The 18,362-nt window shown below is 43.3% G+C and carries 15 protein-coding genes and 1 pseudogene; 9 read left to right on the forward strand and 7 right to left on the reverse strand.

Features of this window, described 5'->3' with window-relative positions:
• Positions 1-196: 196 nt before the first annotated feature.
• From CYL18_RS12795 to CYL18_RS12815, 5 genes and pseudogenes are all read right to left on the reverse strand, one after another.
• Positions 197-2,539: a polyprenyl synthetase family protein gene (locus CYL18_RS12795; protein WP_236636449.1), complete on the reverse strand. Its 2,343-nt coding sequence runs from the start codon at positions 2,537-2,539 to the stop codon at positions 197-199.
• 99 nt (positions 2,540-2,638) lie between these two features.
• On the reverse strand, positions 2,639-3,214 hold the full coding sequence (locus CYL18_RS12800) for an HD domain-containing protein (RefSeq protein WP_201741280.1): 576 nt from the start codon (positions 3,212-3,214) through the stop codon (positions 2,639-2,641).
• 372 nt (positions 3,215-3,586) lie between these two features.
• Entirely contained in the window at positions 3,587-3,865 is a 279-nt protein-coding gene (locus CYL18_RS12805; protein WP_104849909.1) for a hypothetical protein, read from the reverse strand.
• Positions 3,866-4,030: 165 nt separating this feature from the next.
• A pseudogene (locus CYL18_RS12810) lies at positions 4,031-4,651 on the reverse strand (AMP-binding enzyme); the annotation flags it as partial.
• 84 nt (positions 4,652-4,735) lie between these two features.
• Positions 4,736-6,349 (reverse strand): glycoside hydrolase family 43 protein, encoded by a 1,614-nt coding sequence (locus CYL18_RS12815; protein ID WP_104849911.1) that lies wholly within the window; start codon positions 6,347-6,349, stop codon positions 4,736-4,738.
• A gap of 249 nt (positions 6,350-6,598) precedes the next feature.
• Here CYL18_RS12815 and CYL18_RS12820 point away from each other — a divergent pair, with 249 nt between their 5' ends.
• The 3 genes from CYL18_RS12820 (at position 6,599) to CYL18_RS12830 (ending at position 9,685) form a co-directional block, all read left to right on the forward strand.
• Positions 6,599-7,888: an extracellular solute-binding protein gene (locus CYL18_RS12820; RefSeq protein WP_104849912.1), complete on the forward strand. Its 1,290-nt coding sequence runs from the start codon at positions 6,599-6,601 to the stop codon at positions 7,886-7,888.
• 81 nt (positions 7,889-7,969) lie between these two features.
• Positions 7,970-8,848 carry a carbohydrate ABC transporter permease gene (locus CYL18_RS12825; RefSeq protein ID WP_104849913.1) on the forward strand — a complete coding sequence of 293 codons (879 nt, stop codon included), beginning with the start codon at positions 7,970-7,972 and terminating at the stop codon, positions 8,846-8,848.
• Between the two features lie 15 nt (positions 8,849-8,863).
• A complete protein-coding gene (locus tag CYL18_RS12830) occupies positions 8,864-9,685 on the forward strand; it encodes a carbohydrate ABC transporter permease (protein ID WP_104849914.1) in 822 nt (273 codons plus the stop codon).
• Positions 9,686-10,121: 436 nt separating this feature from the next.
• On the opposite strand, the gene CYL18_RS12835 is transcribed toward CYL18_RS12830, so the two are convergent.
• A complete protein-coding gene (locus CYL18_RS12835; protein ID WP_104849915.1) occupies positions 10,122-10,850 on the reverse strand; it encodes a hypothetical protein in 729 nt (242 codons plus the stop codon).
• A 226-nt stretch (positions 10,851-11,076) separates the two neighbouring features.
• On the reverse strand, positions 11,077-11,694 hold the full coding sequence (locus CYL18_RS12840; protein WP_104849916.1) for a YesL family protein: 618 nt from the start codon (positions 11,692-11,694) through the stop codon (positions 11,077-11,079).
• Positions 11,695-11,952: 258 nt separating this feature from the next.
• On the opposite strand from CYL18_RS12840, the gene CYL18_RS12845 reads away from it, so the two are divergent.
• From CYL18_RS12845 to CYL18_RS12870, 6 genes are all read left to right on the forward strand, one after another.
• Complete coding sequence (locus tag CYL18_RS12845) at positions 11,953-12,702, forward strand: GntR family transcriptional regulator (protein ID WP_236636452.1); 750 nt, start codon at positions 11,953-11,955, stop codon at positions 12,700-12,702.
• Positions 12,699-13,886 carry an iron-containing alcohol dehydrogenase gene (locus CYL18_RS12850; protein WP_104849917.1) on the forward strand — a complete coding sequence of 396 codons (1,188 nt, stop codon included), beginning with the start codon at positions 12,699-12,701 and terminating at the stop codon, positions 13,884-13,886. Before CYL18_RS12845 ends, CYL18_RS12850 begins: the two co-directional genes overlap by 4 nt.
• Before the next feature lie 27 nt (positions 13,887-13,913).
• A complete protein-coding gene (locus tag CYL18_RS12855; RefSeq protein ID WP_104849918.1) occupies positions 13,914-15,662 on the forward strand; it encodes a thiamine pyrophosphate-binding protein in 1,749 nt (582 codons plus the stop codon).
• Position 15,663: 1 nt separating this feature from the next.
• The gene (locus tag CYL18_RS12860; RefSeq protein WP_104849919.1) at positions 15,664-16,599 is read left to right on the forward strand and encodes a bile acid:sodium symporter family protein; all 936 of its coding nucleotides are present in this window, start codon (positions 15,664-15,666) and stop codon (positions 16,597-16,599) included.
• Entirely contained in the window at positions 16,596-17,612 is a 1,017-nt protein-coding gene (locus tag CYL18_RS12865) for an SDR family oxidoreductase (RefSeq protein ID WP_104849920.1), read from the forward strand. Before CYL18_RS12860 ends, CYL18_RS12865 begins: the two co-directional genes overlap by 4 nt.
• 98 nt (positions 17,613-17,710) lie before the next feature.
• Complete coding sequence (locus tag CYL18_RS12870) at positions 17,711-18,094, forward strand: VOC family protein (protein WP_104849921.1); 384 nt, start codon at positions 17,711-17,713, stop codon at positions 18,092-18,094.
• Positions 18,095-18,362 lie beyond the last annotated feature (268 nt).

Here is an 18,362-nt window from a genome sequence, read left to right on the forward strand (position 1 = left end):
CTCCCTAATCTTTGTTTTTATGTAACTTATCTTGATAACTTTTCCAATAGCCCAATATAGTTTACACCATATCGTTCCTGTTCGGTACTAAAAACTGTATGCACCGATAAAGAATAGACCGCCTTTGTCATTTCCATGACCCTTCATCATTCATAAACAGACCCCTCCGGCCGGGGAGGGGTCTGCCTCTTTAGATTTATCGGCTTCTGTTGATAATATAGTCAAGCAGATGCTTTAAGAAGCTTGTATTGCATTTGATTTGCGGCAATGTCTCAATGGCCTCACAGTAGTGATGCCACATTTGCTTCCTCGCACCATCGAATCCAAGGACTGTCACGAAGGTCGAGCGTTCATTCTTCTCATCCTGCCCTGCTGTTTTCCCGAGGGTTTCCTCATCCCCCTCCGCATCAAGGAGATCATCCCTGATTTGGAAGGCAATTCCGGCATGTTGGGCAAATCGTTTGAGAGCCAGCTTTTCTTGTTCATCTGCCTCGGCAAGGATGGCTGGCATGATCAACGACGCCTCAAATCCAATGCCCGTCTTATAAAAGCACATCGTATTCAATTCTTCTAGCGACATTTCACCTGTCTTCTCCTCTAGGTCGAGAACTTGTCCGCGGCACATATCCATGGCCGCTTTTGCGGAATACTGAATCAGGGATAGGACAGCTTGCGGGCTAAATGCCTGAATCGATGCCTGCTCCAATGTCGCCTTCTGGATAAGAAAGATACCTGTCAGCTCTGCAATGGCGCTGTTATAGGCAATGTGAAGTGCCGGTTGTCCCCGTCGGGCAGCCGCATTATCCTGTGAAGGCAAATCATCAAAGATAAGCGAGGCCGTATGCATGTATTCAAGTGACTTTAAGACAGGGATCATCTCCTGCTTCTTTAGACCAAGCTCCATTCCCATCATCCAGGCGACCACTGGTCTTATTCGTTTGCCATCAGCCATCAAACTATAGTTAGCGGCTTCATGAAGCGTTCTTTCTTCCGGGAGCTCACCAATAATAGCCTCTTCAATCGGAAGGAAGCTGTGCATCTCATCCCTGAGCTCGCTAGCGAGGACGGTAAAGGCATCTCTCCCCTGTCTATCTTCTCGTAAATGGTCGATCATATGGTCACGCAGCAATTTATCAAAGAAATCAACGTCCTCCGCTTTCTTGACGAACCTTTGAATAATCCGCATAAATTCAGGCATCCCTGCAGCAAATACAGCCATGACCTCCTTGTATCGATTCGGCCCGAAACGAAGCTTATTCCTTTTCAGCCCATTGATGGCCCTGTCCAATATGACTTCCCTTGCCAACTCGCTGTCGGAATAGACATCGTGAATTAGGTTAGCAATGACACCAAAATACAACTCAAATGGATTAACCAAATCCGGCCGCTCCTTATGATGAGTCCAATAGTATGTATACGGCGTAACGGCACCAGCCTGCAGGTCATCAAACAAATCGGTGAAATCATCAGCCAGCTGGTTATAGATCCCATAATAAAAGGTCCGATCATCAAAGCCCTTATCCTCTTGTGCCCCTATTACAGATCGGATAATCAATCTGGAGGATGCTGATTTCAAAATGACGGGAACATACAGCTCCTCATTTGTGTAAATCAATTCATTCATATCTTTATTACGGTCTAACTCCTGCGCATGGAAAAACACATAGGATTCGGAGAAGAAGGTATTTAGCGCCTCTGGTGTCTGATGGCTTTTAATATAGGCAAATGCCTCGGATAACTCAGCATGGATATAGGCAATAAGCTTCTTCTTATTCTCTGCCCAGTCACCTAAAGGAGGAATCTCACGGGTAAGCAAGGCAGTACGAATCATGGCGGAGTATTGCTCCTTTTCTTCGCTCGTCAAATAACTTGAATCTAAGAGGTCATCCACAAATGGGTAGGTAAGACCATATGCATATCCAAGTCTGATTGCCTCATCAAGTTTAGCTGCCCGCTCATCTCCTTGTATGTCTTCTCCCATTTCATCATAAGCATGCAAGAGGACACCTGCGATGATTTTGATGAGCTTGCGCTGCGCATGCTCCGCATCTAGCTCATCTGGGATATGCTCCGAGACCCGCTTCAATTTGGCAAACAGCCAAATAACACTAAGCTCGATCCCTTCCTTCTCACCCCAGCGGTATAGGCTTGCTTTACTCAAGCTGTCGGCTTTTTCATTGGAGGGATTGGCCACATGTTTTTTTAAGCGCTGGGCCGTTTGGTCAATCTCTTTTTCCGCCTTATCCGTATCAATAGCCTTGCCTAAGTCGCGCATATATAAGTAAGCCACACTGCGACGCAAATAAGAATCTAGCTTTCCTGTATAATCCAGCCACTGCAGGTAGGGACGATAACCGATGCTCGGGTCCTTTTTCGCCCCCTTATGTAAACGAAAATTGATATGATTTACTTTCCATTCCGACATATCAGCGGTTAGAACAGGGATGAAATGTTTTTCTATCGTCTCTTCCCTTAATTTCTTGAAATATCGGTTAGCTCTTATCTCTGCTGATTGATAGCTTGAATGATTCTCTTTCATCACAACAACTTCCTTCATAATCGAGTCATAGCTTTTAAATCCGAATGCCATTATCTAATCATAACGGCAGAATATATCAGGAAGAAGTCAGCCGGCTATTTAATAATTGAATACTTCCTTAATTAAACAATCAAGCTCCTTCCAAGCTGCAGTTTCCTCAAGCTCTGTTAACGATTGGCAAATAGAACGATAATACCACGCATGCATTTGCGGATCGCTTTGATTAAATCGCTCCCACAGCTGATTCCCAATTTGTTCATAGTCCCGTTTGATGGAGCGTATATTCGATAGCTTATCTCCAAGCGTAATCATTTTCGTCTCCAAGCTCGCATGGCGCAAATGATGAATCGTTTCTTCTTTTCTTATCTTCCATGTATCAGCCTTGGGCCTATCATGATATTTATTTTCAGTCTCACTTTCAACAAGCCTTGCTACTTCCTTGCCAAACAGTTCTTCAATTTCTGCCGCGGTATAATCGGTGTCTTCTAAAACATCATGAAGATAAGCCGCTGCAATAACGGTCTTATTATCCGTTAACGTTTTGACGATATCGGCCGTCTCTTCCAGATGTGTCATATAGGGAGTCGCCGTGCCTTTTCGGCAAATTCCTTTATGAGCCATCTCAGCAAATTGACGTGCCTGTTCATCAATATCCTTCTTATCTGCTTCCAACAATGACGCACCTTCTTTCTTGATTGATAAAGCCCTGTCTTGAATCCAGGCTCACATCTTTATGCCATGATTCTGTCGTCCTTTTTAGCAGCTATCCCATTGTGTTCACGATGCTCATTTAATCACGTTATTGTACATGGCAGGTAATCTCCGACTCCAAATATCTGCAGTTAAGCTACTATATTTACAATAATATAAAGTTTCTTTATTTTACAATAATTAATCCCCAAGGTTTTAGCAGAAAATTATACATGTCTCACCACCATACAATAAAAATGCAGGCATGCCAAATTTCTTCGGGTTGCCTGCAGTCTGATCGATTATGTAACGTTTTATAGGACCATTGGTATTATACTCCTTCATTCAGATCCTATATTATTCTCTTCCCTTAAAATCATCTAATGTACGAGGGACATCACTAACTCCGCTCCACTTGTGATATACCTCTTCCCATTGCTCTCCAGATAGCCGGTAGTTCTTCTCCATCAAATCTATATATGTGAACAATGCCTGCTCTACGGCAATATCAGGGATGTCATATTCTTTTGGAAGGTCCATATCCAGCCTTTCACATAGAAGCTCCTGTAATTTCTTGATGTAGCGCAGCTGTTCTGCATCAATTCGCACATTCACGTATTCCGGTATATCCGACATGTATTCTATTCTCCTTTTTCGCCGATGATTTGTTACCGATTAGTATAATCAATTACAGAATAAATATAAAAGGATTGCGACATCAACTCCCTAGGGAGTGAAAAATGCCGCAACTCAATCCCGTTAAAATTAAAATAGTCTATCTACTAGGTGGCCTGGAACATGCTATCCTTTTACACCTTCTATATATCTTGCTTCATCCTGGAGCTTGCGCCAAAGTATCTTCCCGCTCGCCGTCATTGGGAATGCATCCCTGAATTCAATTGAACGCGGATATTTATAGGATGCCATCTGTGTTTTTGCCCACTCGATAATTTCCGTTTCTTTAATCTTTCCCTTCGCTTCAATACTCAGAATAATAAAGGCCTTAACGCTTTCCCCTCGCTTCGGATCAGGTACACCGACAACACATGCTTGCTCGACAGGATGCTTGTACAAAAGACTCTCAACCTCTGTCGGCCATACCTTGTAACCGGACGCATTGATTATTCGCTTTACCCGGTCGACCATAAAGTAATAGCCTTCCTCATCAAAACGTCCAATGTCCCCTGTGCGGAAGAATGCCTTTCCATCCATTTCAATAAAAGCCTGTTCGGTTTCCTCCGGACGATTGTAATAGCCTGTGAACACTTGCGGACCATTCACAATAATCTCCCCCGGCTCATTCGGCCCCAGCTCTCTTAAGGTCGAAGGCTCGACAACTCGTGCATCACCATTAAAAGCAGGTACGCCTAAGCATTGAAGCTTAGACCGATCATTCGGATTAAAATGAGTGTGAGAAATCGTCTATTTGATGGCCATCTGAAGAGTTTAACATTAATGAAAAAAGCGCCCCTCAAAGGGACGCTTTTTCGCCATATCACTCATACTTTATTCATTTATCCTATAAACAAAATAATCAAAGTCCGCAGGCCTCCCCTGCCCGGATGTATCCTGACACTGCATTCCCACGAATGCTCCTGTGAAGAATCCTCCGCCTCTTATATAATCATCAGAAAGCTTGTGCGAGTAAAGCTGAACGGGAATAAGCGTCCATGTCTCTCCGTCAAAAGAATAGGAATACTGGTATGTGGATGTTTGAACTTCACATCGTAAATAGACATATTCCACCTTATCAGGAATAATGATTTCTCTACCTCTCAGTGGCTGGTCAAACGTGAAATTATCACAGGTCGTCAAGTCCAGGACTCGTCCTTTTTCTTCATTCCAAGTAATTTGAAGGGCACTCCAATTCTCTGTATTGTAGTAGTTCACTAGACCAGCAGCTTGCTGGAATGTATCTGGCCGAAATGCTACCCTAGTCTCTGCCGTGAAATTGAAATGCTGCCATCGTCTTGCGACAAACGCTTGTGTGAACTTTGAGGTCAATGACTCTCTTCCATATAGACGAAGATGACCCGGATTGTCCGTCAATGATAATATGTCTTTCCCTAATGGGATTCTTAATGTCTGGAAGTGAAGATTGAGGTTTTGATCATCGAAATCATCCTTTTCGGGATAGTCTTCCTCCCATTGCATCTCAGTCAAATCAGGTCCATCAATTTCAAGGGATGGCTCCCCTCCTCCTTTAACATATGGCCAACCGTCCTCCTTCCAAATCACCCGCTGGATGGCTGTCTCTCTGCCAAGCGGGCAATATCCTCGGGGGTCGAGCAAGGCTTCACTGTTTTTTGGAAGCGGACGACCTGTTAAATGGACTAAAAACCACTCATCTGTATGAGTGTGCACGATTGAAGCATGACCGGCCTTCTGCAGCGGATTTCTCGGGTATGGGAATGATGTGATCAAAGGATTCTCCGGGTGGACTTCATATGGGCCATCAATGGTCTTCGAGCGCGCAATCGTTGCCTGATGATCAAACCTTGTCCCGCCTTCTGCCGTGAGCAAATAATAGTAGTCATTCCACTTATATAAATGGGGCGCTTCCGTCAGCTTTACATCTGTCCCCTTAAAAATGATTTTCTGCTCTCCCACAAGCTTTTGTTTCTCTACATTGTATTCCTGAAGAACGATTCCATAGAAATTATGGTTTCCAATGCGGTGGTCCCACATCATGTTCACTAAGTATTTTCTCCCGTCCTCATCATGGAATAAGGAAGGGTCAAAGCCTGAGCTATTAAGATGGACCGGGTCAGACCATTGACCATCCACTTCTTCACAGGTGACCAAATAATTATGACAATCCTTCCATCGTCCATCTGTCACCTTAACATCCGTATATATTAGCCAGAATTTCCCGTCACTATAGGAAAGAGCCGGTGCCCATACGCCGCCGGAATTAGGATTCCCAGTCATGTTCAACTGGCTCAAACGGTTCAATGGACGCGATATGAGGCGCCAATTCTTCAAGTCCTTAGAATGATAGATTCCCACGCCAGGAAACCACTCAAAGGTGGAAACGGCAATATAATAATCTTCTCCTCTCCTGCATATACATGGATCTGGATTAAAACCAGTCAGAATGGGATTTTGAATCTTCATCATCTTTCCTCCTGTACCGTATTTTAGGGCTATACAATCCTACCACTGCTTTCAAAACTTTGTGGGCACTTCCTATCACTCTAGCTGTTAAGTTTTCCTTGCGTTTAAATATTCAAAATTATTAACCTTATACAAATCGTATCATGAAAAACTTTGTTTATCCAGTAGACAAACAAAGTTTTTCGTGATATCCTTTTTTTGAGATTACTGGTAAATTAAGTATAAAAAATACTCGTTTTTGGAGGTTTAGTTATGCTGAGAAAGAAAGCGTTTTCATTTCTGGTAGGGTTATTTGCTGCTGCTTTAGTCTTATCAGGCTGCTCAGGGTCAGAGGATGCTAGTTCAGATGGGAAGAAAGTAATCAAGTTTATGCACCTTTGGCCAGAAGGAAGCTCTAAGAAGCATCATGATATTGTGGAAAATATCATCACGGATTTTGAAAAGGAGCACAAGGATGTCAAAGTGGAGGTTGAGGTTTTAAGCAATGAGCAATACAAGGATAAGATGAAGGTTCTATCAGCTTCCGGTGAGCTCCCTGATGTTGGGATGACTTGGTCCGCTGGGTATCTTGAACCTTATGCCAATGGCGGCAAGTTTGCCACGCTCGATGATTTGCTCGAAGGCGAACTGAAGGATTCCTTTGTCTCCGGCACAACCGAGGCCTATCAAGTCGATGGTAAAACATACGGACTCCCGCTCGAACTCAACATTGCCTCCGTCTACTATAATAAAGCCATATTCAAGGAAAATGGTGTAGAAGCACCCAAAACATATGATGAACTCATAAAAGTTGTCGAAACACTCGATAAGAAGGGCGTTGAACCGATTGCGCTTGGGAACAAGGATAAATGGACAGGGTCTTTATGGTATATGTATTTAGCTGATCGCATTGGTGGAACTAAGGCACTGAACAGTGCGATTGATCGCTCTGGCTCCTTCGAGGATCCGGCACTCGTTTCAGCCGCTGAGAAGGTACAAGAACTCGTAGATGCTAATGCCTTTGTCGATGGATTCAATGGTTTATCAGATGAAGAGGCCAAGAGCATGTTTATGAATGAGCAGGCTGCTATGTACCTTATCGCTACATGGGATCTGCCGAATTACACCACAAATGAAGATGTTCCTCAGGAATTCAGGGACTCAGTCGGATTTTTCGATTTCCCATCTGTTGATGGAAAAGGCGATATGAACAGCTATGTTGGCGGTCCAGGAGTAGGCTTGTTTGTTTCAGAAAGTTCTGATGTCAAAGAAGAAGCGAAGGAATTCGTCTCCTTCTTCACCCAAGAGTGGGGCGAGAAATCTGTCACAGATGCAGGCGTCATCCCTGCAACGAAGGTAGAGGGAGAATCACTCGACCTTCCGCAAATGTATGTGGATGTATTAGATAAGCTAAACAGCGCAACCAATATTACGTTGTATGCCGACGTCCAGTTAAGTGCTGATGTGGCCCAGGTTCATTTAGATCAAATACAAGCCTTATTCGGAAAGGAAACAACACCAAAGGATTTTGCAAAAACACATGAACAGGCTCTATCTAAATAGGTAGTCCCAAGCCAAGAATTAGGATCTGTCTTGTGTTAGGCGGGTCCTTTTTCTACATACATCGTTATGAGGTGAAAGGTTATGAGCAAAGTAATGTCCAATAAGTGGATAATAGCCATTTATGTGCTTCCAGCACTCCTTTTAATCAGCATCCTGATTTTTATCCCTTTATTGCTTACCGGATACTATGGACTCATGGACTGGGATGGTGTTTCCGCCATGGAGTTCATTGGTCTGGAGAATTATATAACGGCCATACAAGACAGCCTGTTTTGGGATAGCGCATGGCATTCTGTTTTATTGGCTCTCTTTTCAGCATTAAGCTTAGCCATCTATCTTACGATTGCCCTAATTCTTGCTTCCAAAATAAAAGGAGCTAATCTCCTCCGAAAGATTTACCTAATTCCGATGCTTTTATCCTCTGTCGCAATCGCTCAGTTATGGATTAAAGTCTATAATCCTTCTAATGGAATCCTGAGTACGGTCCTAGGTTGGTTCGGCGCTGAAAAAGCTCCGCTATGGCTATCAGATACTTCTATTGTTTTATATGCGATTTTCATCCCGATTCTATGGCAGTATGCAGGGTTTTACATATTGATCTACTATGCAGCGCTCAAAAATATCCCAGAGTCACTTATTGAAGCAGCCAAAATTGATGGAGCTACCCCGCTTCAGATAGCATTAAAGATTAAGCTGCCGCTCATTATGGGTGTGGTTAAAGTGACGATTGTCCTGGCAATTGTCGGCTCCTTAAAGTATTTCGATTTAATCTATGTTATGACAGGCGGCGGTCCTAATGGGGCAAGTGAAGTAATGGCTTCCTATATGTATAAACTGGCTTTTTCCACCTCAAATTTTGGATATGGAAGCGCGATTGGTTTCCTATTATTAATCATTACCCTGATTGTCACATTGGTCATCAATAAGCTGACAGCATCAAAGGATGAAATCCAATACTAGAGGAGGAACAATCACATGGCTCGATTAGGAAAGTCTCTATTATATATTTCCCTGGCGTTAGTTGCCGTTTTTCAAATCTTTCCGATTATTTGGCTCTTTTTATTCTCATTGAAGAGCAATCAGGAAATATTCGGGGGGTCTCCTTTCGCTCTCCCCGCTGAATTCAGATGGGAAAATTATTTGAAGGTATGGGAAGGCGGCATTGGTTTATACTTTTTCAACAGCATTTGGATTACAGGCGTTGCCATAATCCTGACTGTTCTTCTTGCTAGTATGGCGACCTTCGCCATTACACGTATGCAATGGAAATTCAGCAAACTTGTCTTAGGGCTATTTATGATTGGATTGATGATTCCGATTCATTCAGCTCTCATCCCGCTTTTCAACATGTTCTTGAATGTGAACTTAATCGACAATCCATGGTCAATCGTCATCACTTATACCGCCTACAACCTGCCCATTACGATGATGATATTACTCGGTTTTTATACGACATTTCCTAGAGAAATCGAGGAAGCGGCCATTATTGACGGAAGCTCTATTCACCGGATGTTTTTCCGAATCATCCTGCCGATGTCCATGCCGATTCTCTCTACGGCTGTCATTATCAATATGATTTATAACTGGAATGAGTTTGTCTTTGTCAATACCTTCATCAGCTCCGATCAATATAAGACATTAACCGTTGGAATTCAGAACTTTATTGGCCAATATATGACCGATTGGGGAGCAATTGGAGCAACCTTAATTATCAGCTTCCTTCCATTGCTGTTGGCCTTCATCTTCTTTAGCAATAAGGTCATTGAAGGACTTTCCTCAAGTGCGGTGAAAGGATGACAATATAGATAGATAACTAGACTAGAGTTTTTCTGTCGCATTATTAACAAAAACCGGCTCAGGATTTTTGATTGAGCCGGTTTTTTCATCATTTTAACTAGTGCCCCTGTTTGTTAATACCTTTTGCTCAAAAAAAGAATATATTCCCCTCAAAATTTTGACTGATTTTAGTAAATTCTCTTAAATCCTTTTTTAATAAATGGCTCTGTTAAATATAAATGTTGATTTTCGTTACAGGAAGCTGCTTTCCGCGGGGCGGTCGGGGAGCCTCCTCGACGCTTTCAGCGTCTGTGGGGTCTCCCCCTGTCCGCTGGTCCCGCAGGAGTCAGCCACCTGTAACGAAAATCAACGGTGCTAAGATATCAACACTAAACTTTAACAGAGCCTAATAAATAAGAAAAAAGCACCCATTCGGATGCTTTTACATATTTTAAATTTATTCTTCTACTATTAAAGAACCATAATACATTACCTTACTTATTTCCATATTCTTGTTAAACCAGATAAAGGCTGATGATGACTCAAATGCATCCAATCCCTCTGCCATGCTTAGCTTTTTGTACTTAGTATTGACCTTACCATTAATGCTTTCGTAAGAATAATCATAAAACTCTATATCTTCACTCATCATATAAGTATCGAATGCTTCATCAGGATACCCTACATCACCATCATAATTAAAAGGTCCTACAACTAAACCAAGACCCTGTACTTCCATAGTTGTTACATAACTACTATAATCTTTGATGTATTCCTTGTCATAATCAAAATCAAAACTACAACTATATGGTACAAAATCTTTAACTACCCCGTCTATCTTTAACATTAGATGGTAGTCATTATAACTGATAACTTCTATAGTTTTAGTACTGTTATCATAGTTATTATATAACCTAAGTTTCTTTTTATCGTTATCATAATCGAACACTTCATACAGGTCTGAATCACCTATAGGCTCACCACACTCACAACCCCAGTAAAAACCAAAATCTTCAGTGAATGACATTTTCTCATTCTCGTATGTTATAGGATTATAATAATACCAAGCTTCAGTTCCGGTAAGAAACTCTATATCTCTAGGACTTGCAACCCTAGCTGACTTTCCACAGCTTGACAAAGATAATATAAAAACTAAAACTGCGACAATACTAATTACCTTTTTCAACTCAACCACCTACATAAAGTTTCTATATAATATAACTTTAACACACAAGGAACATTGATAATATTCTAATGGAAAATAACAATCCCACAAATGTAATCAAGCTGATTTTATGAAACTTTATTTTTCTGTTTCCTCCATTAGCTTTTATATTCCATGCTTCCCACTCAACTTCAATCCTTCCTCTTTATGAGTAAGATTCGCATGAATTTTTATACTACAAAAGTTTCTACGATAGCCGCTTAAAGGAATAACCGGCCACCCATACGGAAACAAAGGCATATAAGCTGATTCCAAAGATAAATCCGATTGCCGGGAAGAACCAGGCTATGACGGTAATTGCCAACAAACAGATCATCAGCACAAAAATTTGAATCGGGCTAATGAGCATGAGAAGAAAAGCCGTTCTAATCGTCATAAGGACTGATTGGTCAAATTGGACAAACACGGGAAAGATATACAGCAGCAAGAAAGAGAAAAAAAGCATGCCTGCAAGCAGCGGAACAGACATCCAGCTGAAGGAGCTCTCCGCCATGCTGGTTATGTAAAATAGATCAACCAAAATGACGAACAAAATAATAGTTATATAAAGTCCTAAATGATTACTCTTCCAAAAATCCCTTCTAAAATTAATCCAGAACGTCTTGAATACTGGCAAATCAGACTCGCCATGGAGCCATTTTCTCATAATGGCGAACGCCGCTGTTGTAGAGGGATATATCCCGAGTATCACAGCACCTGCCAGAGTAAATAGAACCCATAATAAATGCAAGTAGGCAAATCTCGTAATCCATTCCAGCCATATATAGAGACTGCTTCCTAGCTCTCGCAAAACCATCCCTCCCATCCCCTATACTTCCTCTTAAATAGTATACTGTAATTATAAGGAAAAGGATAAAGGAACAAACGCAAATAGGATTCTTACTGATCTGGTATGCAGCGAATGTTGTTAACCTATTCGAACACATTCATTTGAATATTCTGAAAAATTATTGCTTTTCCCCTTCATGCTAACTATAATGTTCTTTAAGCAGAAGAATAAAAATTTTGAACGCCCATCCTTACTGGTACGGACGTTAGGATGAGTAATCAGGAATAGGTGGTGATGCCAATCGTTAGCGTAAATAATCCCCTCCCTCTTCACACTCAAATTAGAGAGATACTGAAGCAAGAAATCAGCGCTAACCTATATACTGACAAGATTCCAAGCGAGCGGGAATTGATGAACCGCTTTTCTGTAAGCAGATCAACGATCCGAGAGGCCGTCATTCATCTAGTACATGAAGGCATTCTCGAAAAAATTCACGGTAAAGGAACCTATATATCCAGGAGGAATATACAGGATTCACTCAATACCTTGCATAGTCTGACGGACACTATCAAAAGAACGGGGATGTCACCAGGGTCGAAACTGCTCTTTACTGAGCTTATCAATGAGCCTGATAAGCCAGGTAATATTCTGCTGGCTCGCCCCTTTCATTTAATCACCCGGTTACGTACAGCTAACGGGATGCCAATTGCCGTAGAAAGACATTACTATACTAAAGACATCGGAGACAAACTGCTTGAATACGACTTAAATCAAGCCGTCATTTATGACTTGCTTGAACAGGAGCTTGGACTTGATTTTTATCAAGCTGAACAGATTATTTCCTGTAAACCGGTCTCCAATTATGATTCAAACCAGCTCCATATTCCTTGTGGAACCAATGCTTTGTTTGTTGAACGAACAAGCATGAATTCCTTTGGGCAGGTGCTAGAGTATTATACAGGCACCTATAAACCAGATACATACAGCTTTCATATCCACACAAAACGGCATAATGTAAGCGGATACAAAATTAATGAGGAGTGATTGCTATCGAATCTATACTAAAACCGGCTGTCATCATGACTGGCGGAAATAGCAGCTTACAGTTAACAGAGGCAATTCGCAGCCTAGAAATCAAGAAAGCCTTTATCATGATTTCTGACAAGCTTTTCAAGGATGCGGAAAAATATCTCTTCCCATCGCTTGAAAAAGAGCAAATTTCGTTTCATCTCTATGTTTGCGATAAAGGGGAGCCGACTATTGAACAGGTTATGAGGGCCGTCTATACAGCACGGACAGAATATTGCGATGGGATTGCTGCCATTGGCGGCGGAAGTGTAATCGATCGTGCTAAAGCTGTTTCCGTCTTTGCTGCCAATCCGAATGATACCTTGCATACAATTCATGAAAACCCTGATCTCGAACGCCTTCCCTTGATTGCCATTCCATCCACAGCAGGTTCAGGATCGGAGGCCACAAAAGTAATGGTCATCACGGATAATGAGACAGGCATTAAGCATAACCCCTCTCACCCAGCCTTTGTTCCAGATGTGGCCATACTAGATTCCTATTGGACCAAGAAATTACCTCCAGCCATTACTGCCTACACAGGTTTAGATGCACTAACACACGCTATTGAAGCCTATGTATCTACAAAAGCCAATGATTTCACAGACTTCTATGCTCTTGAAGCTATCAAGAAAATCACCAATGCCCTTCCAGATGCTTATTCTAGAACAATTGATCAGCAAGCCTATGATGAAATGCTTCTCGGAAGCTTGTACGCTGGAATAGCCTTCTCCAACTCATCAACGAATTTAGCTCATGCAACAGGACGAGCCTTGGGAGCTATCTATAAAATGCCACACGGCTTAAGCGTCGCACTTTTGCACCCTCTTGTTATTGAATTCAGTCTCATCGAAGCGGAGGAACGTTATGCAGAAATTGCCATTGCGCTGGGACATAGTCCGAACGCAAGCAAGGCATCATTAGCTAAGCGAATTCTTATGCTCGTCCAGCAATATAATCGGCGCTTTCATATTTGGGAGGCTGGCGGAGCCTACATACAAACAGACGAGGACCATCTTGTAAACATACCAGTTTTAGTTGAGCGGAGTCTTAGCGGCAATGGCATTAACACAAATCGCAAAATCCCGACGCAGGAGGAAATTGAGCAGATTTTCCTTCAATTACATCAAGAATTGGACAACCATTTCATACATCGCTAAAAAATAGGAATATCAAGGAGGAATACTATGGCTGAAATGAGCGGTGGCGAAGTAATCGCCAAGATGTTAGGCCTAGAGACGGTTGAGAAAGTATTTGGTATTATTGACGGAACTTATTTTGGGTTTTATTCAAATTTGCAGAGCCATGGCATTGAATTGATATCTCCGCGCCATGAAACGAGCGCTGCCCATATGGCTGGTGCCTATGCCCGTCTAACTGGGAAACTCGGCGTCTGCATGGCCAGCAATGGACCAGGTGTGGCGAACATCCTTCCCGGATTGGTCGTTGAACAAGCAGAAGGCAACCGTGTACTTGTCATCACAAGCGCACGGCGCACTGGTATCATGTATCCTGACCGAGGGGGTACCTACCAATGCTTCGACCAGACAGGTGTGATTGGCCAGTTTGCGAAGTGGAGCGAATCCGTCCCTTCGTTCGAAAGGATTCCTGAAATGCTCCGCACCGCCATCAGGAAATGCTATGAGGGGCGGCCTGGGGTGGTCCATCTCGATATACCGGAAAACATCTTAAACACAAAAGTGAAATGCGACCTCTCATTCTGGGAGCCGAGTCAATACCGAGTGACCGAGCCGCCAGGACCAAGCGAACAGCAATTAGATAAAGCGGTAGAACTGCTGCTCTCGGCCAAATTCCCGATTATCCATGCGGGCAGCGGCGTCATTCATGCTCGCGCCTTCAACGAGCTTGAAAGAATCGCTGAATTACTGCAATCTATGGTTACAACCAGCTGGGCCGGACGGGGTGCCATCTCAGAGAATAACCGCTTAATGCTGCCGATGGTGCATATCCAAACCAATAATAAGGTCCGCAATGAGGCGGATGTCCTTTTGGTGCTTGGTTCTAGGCTCGGTGAAACGGACTGGTGGGGAAAGGCCCCATATTGGAACCCGAACCAACAGATGATTCAAGTGGACTTGGACCCATCCATCCTCGGAGCCAACAAGCCTGCTGCAGTCGCTATTCATTCCGATGTAAAAATCTTCTTAGAGAAGCTTTATGAACGGCTTCTGCCACTTAAAGATCAATTATCCGCCCTATCTCGTGAAGCCACTATATCCAAATACCTCGAAGATAAACAGAAGCATCGGAATAAGCTTGATGAGCAATTAAATGACCTCGAAGCCCCTATGAATTCAGCACATGTCCCCTCTATTTGCAATGAGGTCTTTCCTGCTGAATCCCCTCTCGTCATTGATGGAGGAAATACAGCTATTTGGACAAATTTCTATTACAAAGTAAGAGATCCAGGAACAGTCGTCTCCACCTTTAAATTCGGCATGCTTGGGGCAGGTGTCGGCCAGGCGCTCGGGGCAGCGGCCGCACGACCAGATGTGCCAGTCTGCTGCGTGATTGGCGATGGCGCAATGGGATTTCATCCACAGGATATCGAGACAGCCGTGCGTAATGGACTCCACGTCATTTACATTGTCATGTGCGACCGCCAATGGGGAATGGTGAAAATCAATCAGCACATTGCCATGAAGCCGATCAAGACCTTACTGAAGAAAACGCTCAGTCCTGAGGAAAGCATTAATACAGACCTTGGGAATATTGAATTTCATAAGCTTGCTGAAAGCATGGGTGCTCATGGTGAATATGCCAATAACCCTGCTGATTTCCGCGAGGCGCTTGAACGCTCAATCCGCAGCGGAATTTGTTCCGTCATACATGTCGATGTGGACCCAGTCAAACATATGTGGGCACCTGGCTTGAAATATTTCAAAGAAATGCACGCTGAACCAAGGGGAAGATGAGATGAATATTGATGATATCCACTTAAATTTCAATGCTGCCTCCCTGACAATCATGAACGTCCTGATTGGTTTCATAATGTTTGGAGTGGCTCTGGATTTACAATCATCTGATTTCAAACGGAGCTTGAAAACGCCAAAGCCCGCCATCATCGGGCTAGTTTGCCAATTTATCTTGCTCCCAGCCTTCACTTATTTACTCGTTCTGATCATACAGCCAAGACCAAGCATAGCACTCGGTTTATTTCTGGTTGCGGCCTGCCCTGGTGGGAATCTGTCTAACTTCTTGACGTACTTAGCGAAGGGAAACACCCCCCTATCCATCAGCATGTCGGCCATATCAACTGTACTTGCCATCTTCATGACGCCCTTTAATACATTGCTCTGGGGTTCTTTATATGGACCGACCAACAGTCTGCTGAAGTCCTTTACCATCAGCCCACAGGACATGCTCATCACGATTTTCCTGATGCTCGGATTGCCGCTCGCCGTTGGCATGTATATAAGGCATAAATACCCGGCAACAGCACAGCAGATTAATAAATGGGCTAAAAAGGCCTCCATTGCCTTCTTCTTGCTCTTTGTCCTTGTATCTTTAGCGGCAAACTTCAACTACTTCATTGAATTCATTGGCATGGTGGCCATCATTGTCTTCATCCATAATCTGCTGGCCATCACGATTGGTTACACGACATCCTCTCTTCTGAGACTCCCGGTTGCGGACCGGCGAGCCATCTCGATTGAGGTCGGAATTCAAAACTCCGGACTGGGGCTCATCTTGATTTTCAATTTCTTTGATGGCTTAGGAGGGATGGCAATTGTTGCTGCATGGTGGGCGATTTGGCATATCATCTCCGGACTTACCATCGCCACCTATTGGTCAAGAAGGCCTCCCCTTCAGGAGACCGCCCAAAATCCAGTCGGGAGCGTGAAAACATGAATGTCCTTATAACAGGTGCAGCGGGGTATTTAGGAAGCCTCCTCGTCCGCCGCTTATCTGGCGCCTTAAAAAATGGAGAGGCCATTCGCGTCATTGCGACCGATATACAAGAGCGGCCCCGATCCTCCTTTGATGACGACGTTGATTATGTCCAGCTTGATATTCGTTCAGAGCGTGTTCACGAGGTAATGGCCAACTATCAGATAGATACCGTCGTTCATCTAGCCTCCATCGTCACACCCGGGAAAAAGAGCAATCGCGAACTCGAGTATTCTGTCGATGTGCTTGGTACGGAAAATATTCTAAAGGGATGCATCAACAGCGGAGTGAAACGCTTAATCATCTCATCAAGCGGTGCCGCCTATGGTTATCATCCCGACAATCCGGAATGGATTAAGGAAGATGAGGTGCTCCGGGGTAACGAGGAGTTTGCCTATTCGCATCACAAGCGGCTCGTTGAACAGTTATTAGCCGAATATCGCCAAGCCCATCCTGAGCTTGAGCAGGTTATCTTTCGAATCGGTACGATTCTGGGTGAGACAGTCAATAACCAAATCACCGCGCTATTCGAAAAGAAAGCGTTGATTGGCATCTCGGGGTCTGATAGTCCGTTCGTTTTTGTCTGGGACGAGGACGTAGCAAGCTGTCTCGAGAAAGCTGTCACTGGTGAGGTAACCGGAATCTTCAATGTAGCCGGTGATGGCAAGCTAACCATCGATGACCTTGCCCATATTCTGCACAAACCAGTCATCCGGATTCCCGCATCAATCGTCAAGGGTGCCCTGTACATTCTAAAACGCTTGTCCCTAACCCAATATGGTGAAGAGCAAGTTAACTTCCTTCGCTATCGCCCGGTCCTAGATAACACCAAGCTAAAAACAGTTTTTGGTTTCACGCCAACCTATACATCAAAGGAAGTCTTCGAATTCTACTTAACTCACAACAAGAAAATGAAACAAAATCTGAACCAATATCGGATTGATGAAAAGTCCCTAATTAGCAGACAGCATTAGGAAGACCTAGTTCAAGATTCTCTTATGAATAAAGGATTCCACTTTCCAGCTTCCCTCATGATACTATTAAACTATAATCCCATGAGGAGGCATCAACGATGAGAATCAATCATGCAGCTGTATTTGTGGAAGATTTAGAACGTGCGAAGGAATTCTACAAGCGTTATTTCGGAGCGAAAGAAAATAAGAAATACCATAATCCAAATACCGGCCTTGAGACTTACTTTTTATCCTTTGAAGGCGATGTACGGCTAGAGATCATGAAGAGGCCTGACACTAAGGAAAACGAAAAAAGCCTGTTTCAGCTCGGGTATGCACATCTAGCCTTCAGTGTCGGAAGCAAGAATAAGGTGGATGAGCTGACAAACCGCCTCGAGCAAGACGGATACACGGTTTTAAGTGGGCCTAGAACAACTGGTGACGGGTATTACGAAAGCTTGATTCTCGACTCAGAGAACAATCAAATCGAAATAGTAGAATAAGAGTCTCACCGCTACATAGTCAAAGACGAGCCTCCTCTCCAACAGGAGCTCGTCTTTTTTCACGGACCAGCTGCACTAATTGCCCTTAATCTATATAAAGCAATGTTTCAAATCACAGAACGTAAGACTTAATGCAATAATGCGTCGTTTTTAAGCAAACAGGCATTTTATAGACAAAAAACTCCTCATTTTTGCAAATGAGAAGTTAATTAACCGTTCCTTATTTAGTGAAACCCTCGACAACTTTATATCGTCTCGTTGACTTCTT

The sequence above is a fragment of the Pradoshia eiseniae genome (assembly GCF_002946355.1).
Lineage (GTDB): Bacteria > Bacillota > Bacilli > Bacillales > Pradoshiaceae > Pradoshia > Pradoshia eiseniae.

What these genes read in the sequence shown, in the direction of transcription:
- CYL18_RS12825 (WP_104849913.1), top strand. Translation starts at nt 7,970, where the DNA reads ATGAGCAAAGTAATGTCCAATAAGTGGATAATAGCCATTTATGTGCTT.
- CYL18_RS12805 (WP_104849909.1), bottom strand. Translation starts at nt 3,865, where the DNA reads ATGTCGGATATACCGGAATACGTGAATGTGCGAATTGATGCAGAACAG.
- CYL18_RS12845 (WP_236636452.1), top strand. Translation starts at nt 11,953, where the DNA reads ATGCCAATCGTTAGCGTAAATAATCCCCTCCCTCTTCACACTCAAATT.
- CYL18_RS12815 (WP_104849911.1), bottom strand. Translation starts at nt 6,349, where the DNA reads ATGATGAAGATTCAAAATCCCATTCTGACTGGTTTTAATCCAGATCCA.
- CYL18_RS12855 (WP_104849918.1), top strand. Translation starts at nt 13,914, where the DNA reads ATGGCTGAAATGAGCGGTGGCGAAGTAATCGCCAAGATGTTAGGCCTA.
- CYL18_RS12865 (WP_104849920.1), top strand. Translation starts at nt 16,596, where the DNA reads ATGAATGTCCTTATAACAGGTGCAGCGGGGTATTTAGGAAGCCTCCTC.
- CYL18_RS12860 (WP_104849919.1), top strand. Translation starts at nt 15,664, where the DNA reads ATGAATATTGATGATATCCACTTAAATTTCAATGCTGCCTCCCTGACA.
- CYL18_RS12830 (WP_104849914.1), top strand. Translation starts at nt 8,864, where the DNA reads ATGGCTCGATTAGGAAAGTCTCTATTATATATTTCCCTGGCGTTAGTT.
- CYL18_RS12795 (WP_236636449.1), bottom strand. Translation starts at nt 2,539, where the DNA reads ATGAAAGAGAATCATTCAAGCTATCAATCAGCAGAGATAAGAGCTAAC.
- CYL18_RS12820 (WP_104849912.1), top strand. Translation starts at nt 6,599, where the DNA reads ATGCTGAGAAAGAAAGCGTTTTCATTTCTGGTAGGGTTATTTGCTGCT.
- CYL18_RS12840 (WP_104849916.1), bottom strand. Translation starts at nt 11,694, where the DNA reads ATGGGAGGGATGGTTTTGCGAGAGCTAGGAAGCAGTCTCTATATATGG.
- CYL18_RS12870 (WP_104849921.1), top strand. Translation starts at nt 17,711, where the DNA reads ATGAGAATCAATCATGCAGCTGTATTTGTGGAAGATTTAGAACGTGCG.